Below are 4329 nucleotides of genomic sequence, written 5' to 3' on the forward strand. Positions count from 1 at the left end.
GTCATAGCTCCATAACCCCACGTATTCGCCACACCGGCGACTGTTGCGCTATGTCAAATTCTAGCTTGGTGATCTAGGTTATTCGTCCCAAACATCGCAGAGAATTTACTGATGTAGTAGCTCTGCTCGTTGCTATCTTTTGCTGAACCCAAAAACATCACTTGCTCTGGGTTTTTCTCGCGGTAAGCTTTTAGCTTTGCACCGATCTCGTCAAGTGCTTGCGCCATAGATATGCGTTGCCACTTGCCACCAACTTTTTTCATTGGATATTTTACACGGCAATGAGAGCGCACCATATCGATGACATCGCTACCTTTACAGCAGTGACCGCCAGCGCTTACTGGGTGGTCTTGAGCCACTTCTTGGCGTACCCAAACGCCGTTTTCTACCTCTGCTAATACCCCACATCCAACAGAGCAAACTGAACAAACAGTTTTTACTATTTTTGAGTCTGGAAATGGGTTTGCCATCTCTTGTGCTGTCGCGCTTCTTGTGACATTGCTCGCTGCAAAGCCGGCCGCGCCACTAGCACCTGCTAATGCAGCCATTTTTAAAAACGATCTACGGCCGATGTTGTTTGGCGTAGCGTTTAGTCTAGCTTCAGACATTTTCATCCTTTCTTAAATTTTCTATCAAATTTTTTATTTTGCTTGTTTGTAGTAAAGTTCCCAGTTTTTGCTTCTCTTATAAAGCACCTCGGTCTTTTTACTCTTTCCTGATTTTAAATTTTCACCAGCATTTGCTACGACCGCACTGCTAGCAGCGACGGCTCCGACTAGACCGACTTTTTTTAAAAATTCGCGTCTATTTTGCATAAGTACCCTCCGATCTTAGTTTTCTTATCCTGTTTTTTTCTCTTCTTATACTTTCTGACCTTGAAAGGCCATCAGTTTTTTTGTTTTCATTTCTAAGTGGCTTTGGTGAGTTTAGTGCCACACGCTCAAAAGCTATAAATTCATTTAGTAAAACGGCTACATCTTTATAAATTTCACTATTTTGATGCTCATATAAATTTTCTATAAACTCATCAATGTTTGGATTTATAATGGCTTTAAAAAGCTCTTCTTCACACTCGCCAAATTTACCGATAAATTCGTTCATTAGCGTAAAGACAAAGCCTACGTTATCTTCATTTTCTTTAAATTTGCTCTCGTCACGTCTGATGCTAGTTTTTGCCAAAATTTTACGCACATCAGCACAGGCATGACCTACCTCGTAGCCTTCGTCATAATATGAGAGTGAATTTCTAAGTGGGCGTGGTGGAGTGTGAAATATATCATCAAATTCAGCTATCAGATTTTCTGGATTTCTTTCGTCAAATTTACTCTTGATGTTTTTAACAGCTATTAAAACTTCATCATTTAGGCTATATTCTTCTATGAGATCAAGCATTTGATTTAGGCCATCAAAACGCCCTTTATCTTCGCAAAATACGAAAAATTTAGAAAAAACAGCATAATAGAGCTTTCTTCCAGCTGCAAATTCCTCTTTTGTACTCACCTTGTTCCTTAAATGGTTTTTTAACGACAGCAAAACTATACTATTAATTAGCTTATTAATGTGGCTTAAAATAAAATAAATTAAAAAAATTAATAAAAGCTTAAATATGCCTTAGTTGCATATTTAAAAGCACCATTTTTTCGGAATTACTTAAAATATGATTTTTTAGCATATATATTAAAATAAAAACTATTTTTGATATCCATTTTTATATTTGCGATAAACCTAAGGAGTAGAGCCAAAATTTTTACTCTAAAGCCAGCATTGAGCCCTCTTGAAATTCCAAATATACTCGTTCGCCGATCTTTAAAATTTCATCATCATGACTAAAAATTTTTATTAAAAAATCGTCCACTTTTACCTTTAAGAGTTTTTCATTACCCATGTAAAGCGAGGCTGAGTGCAAATATCCTGAAATTTGAGCTTCGCTACTGTTTTTAGAAATTTTTATCTTGCTTGGATTGATCGTGATTTTGCTTTTATCTTTGAAATTTAAAGGTAACTTTAGCAGCGATTCATCACCAAAGTTTAACACGCCATCTTTTATCTCAAAGATATTTTTATATTCAAACTCGCACACCTTGCCCTTGTGCAAGAAGACACACTCGTTTGCTAGTATGCTAAGCCATTTTTCGTCGTGACTTGCTATTACAAAGCCGCATCCGTATTTCTCGTGCATCAAATTTATGGCTTTACTAAATAACTTTGAGGTAGCGATATCAACGCTATTTGTCGGCTCATCAAGCAGATAAAATGGCACCCTTAAAGAAAGAGCCAAGGCAAATGCAATGCGCTGCGTCTGCCCAGAGCTTAACTCAAAATGGCGCTTGTTTAAAAACTTCTCATCAAGTCCCACAAGAGCAAGTGCTTCGCTGGTTCGCTCGTCAAATTCTCTTAGTAAATTTCTACTTTTTAAAATGGCTTTGAAATTTTCTCTCACGCTTCTTTTCAAAAGGGCTGGCTCTGGCAGTAAAACTGAAATTTTACGCAGCATTTCAAGACTTGGCTTGCTCTCACCCCAGAGTGAAATTTCGCCGCTATTTGGACTTTGTAGGCGCGAGAGTACTCTTATTAGTGTGCTTTTACCGCTACCGTTACTGCCCATTAAGGCGGTTATCTTTTTGGTGTTTATGTCAAGGCTTGGGATATTTAGGATCTCATTTTTACCGTAGCTTAGGTGTAAATTTCTTAACTTTATCAAAACTTGCTCCTATTTGTCCAGTTTTCTTAGCGCAAAGATCGCTAAATTTACCAAAAAAGCGATAAATATCAAAACCATAGCAAGCGCAATACCCATGGCAAATTCGCCCTTGTTCGTCTCAAGCGAAACGGCTGTGGTGATCGTTCTGGTAAAGTACTTGATGTTGCCACCTATCATCATCGCAACACCCACTTCAGCGACGATTCTGCCGTATGCAGTGGCAATAACTACCATTAGAGCATAGCGTAGCTCATAAAGCACACAAAAAACTAGCTTTGGGGGCGAAAGACGTAAATTTAAGATAGTGAGGTAGTGTTTTCTATCCATATTTTCAACCACGCTTGCAGTAAGCGAGATGATGATAGGAAGGGCAAGCACGAACTGTCCCAGCATGACCGCTTTTAGTGTAAAGAGTAAATTTAGGCTACCAAGCGGACCGTTTCTCGTAATAAATGCATATAAGATAAGGCCAATAGCAACCGTTGGCATAGCAAGGGCTGTATCGCTTAGAAGGCGTAAAATTTTACGACCTTTAAAGTCATAAAAACCTAAAGTAAAACCTAGTGGAAAGCCCACAATAATTGCAAAGAGTATCGACACGCTCGATGTGTAAAGTGTAGCTTTAATGGCTGAGTATGTTTCAAGGTTGCCGTTTAAAAGCAGATTAAAGGCTTCTACAAAGCCGTTAAGTAAAAAAACCAAATATTATTCCTAATTTTTTATTCATATTATTTTAATATGCTATAATACCATATTTTCTAAAAAGGAGAAAAATGAAAAAGGTTATTTTAGGCTCACTAGCAGCTGCAGTTTTGACGTTTGGCGCCGATAATGAACTAATCATGGCAACTACAACAAGTACAGATAACACTGGCTTGCTTGATGCGATCTACCCAGTTTATAAGGCAAAAACAGGTGTTGATGTAAAATGGACGGCTGTTGGTACAGGCGCTGCACTAAAACTTGGTGAAGACTGCAATGCAGACATACTTTTCGTTCACTCACCAAAAGTTGAAAAAGAATTTGTTGAAAAAGGTTTTGGCGTAGAGCGCAAAGCTGTGATGTATAACGATTTTGTAGTTATCGCTGATAAGTCTATCGCCGATAAATTTAAAGGTAAAGATATAAAAGAGAGCTTTGAGCTTATCAAAAAAGAGGGTATCAAATTCTTCTCACGTGGCGATAAATCGGGCACAGACAATAAAGAAAAAGGCATCTGGAAAAAGATCGCTGGTGAAGTTCCTGAAAAAGACAGCTGGTATATGCAAACAGGTCAAGGCATGCTAGCTACTATAAATGCGGCTGCTGAGCAAAAAGGCGTTAGCTTTACAGATCGCGGTACATATATAAAATATGAAGCGAACAAAAACGGCAACCCTGAAATGGTTATCATAAATGAAGGCGACAACGACCTTAAAAACTTCTACTCATTGATTGCAGTAAATCCAAAACACTGCGCAAAAGCAGACATCGAAAATGCAAACAAATTTATCGACTGGGCAACAAGCGAAGAGGGTCAGAAATTTATAGGCGACTTCAAACTTCTTGACAAGCCACTTTTCACACCAGACGCGAATACACGCAAAAACTAACCCATTAATAGGAACGCATAGCGTTCCTATCTATTT

Annotated in this window: 5 protein-coding genes and 1 pseudogene; 1 reads left to right on the forward strand and 5 read right to left on the reverse strand. The window is 38.3% G+C overall.

Annotated features, from left to right (window positions below; translation table 11 throughout):
* Nucleotides 1–56: 56 nt before the first annotated feature.
* The 5 genes and pseudogenes from ACTTKV_RS08720 to tupB form a co-directional block, all read right to left on the reverse strand.
* A pseudogene (locus ACTTKV_RS08720) lies at nt 57–608 on the reverse strand (molybdopterin-dependent oxidoreductase); the annotation flags it as partial.
* Between the two features lie 33 nt (nt 609–641).
* Nucleotides 642–815, reverse strand: a complete 174-nt coding sequence (locus ACTTKV_RS08725) for a twin-arginine translocation signal domain-containing protein (RefSeq protein WP_442550182.1) — start codon at nt 813–815, stop codon at nt 642–644.
* Nucleotides 805–1500: a TorD/DmsD family molecular chaperone gene (locus ACTTKV_RS08730; RefSeq protein WP_442550183.1), complete on the reverse strand. Its 696-nt coding sequence runs from the start codon at nt 1498–1500 to the stop codon at nt 805–807. Before ACTTKV_RS08730 ends, ACTTKV_RS08725 begins: the two co-directional genes overlap by 11 nt.
* A gap of 247 nt (nt 1501–1747) precedes the next feature.
* Nucleotides 1748–2701: a tungstate ABC transporter ATP-binding protein TupC gene (tupC, locus tag ACTTKV_RS08735; protein WP_442550184.1), complete on the reverse strand. Its 954-nt coding sequence runs from the start codon at nt 2699–2701 to the stop codon at nt 1748–1750.
* A 9-nt stretch (nt 2702–2710) separates the two neighbouring features.
* A complete protein-coding gene (gene tupB / locus ACTTKV_RS08740) occupies nt 2711–3403 on the reverse strand; it encodes a tungstate ABC transporter permease TupB (protein WP_442550185.1) in 693 nt (230 codons plus the stop codon).
* Nucleotides 3404–3474: 71 nt separating this feature from the next.
* Between tupB and tupA the strand changes: the two genes are divergently transcribed.
* The gene (tupA, locus tag ACTTKV_RS08745) at nt 3475–4293 is read left to right on the forward strand and encodes a tungstate ABC transporter substrate-binding protein TupA (protein ID WP_442550186.1); all 819 of its coding nucleotides are present in this window, start codon (nt 3475–3477) and stop codon (nt 4291–4293) included.
* Nucleotides 4294–4329: the final 36 nt, after the last annotated feature.

Origin of the sequence: Campylobacter sp. (assembly GCF_052169515.1) — a bacterium.
Classification (GTDB): domain Bacteria; phylum Campylobacterota; class Campylobacteria; order Campylobacterales; family Campylobacteraceae; genus Campylobacter_A.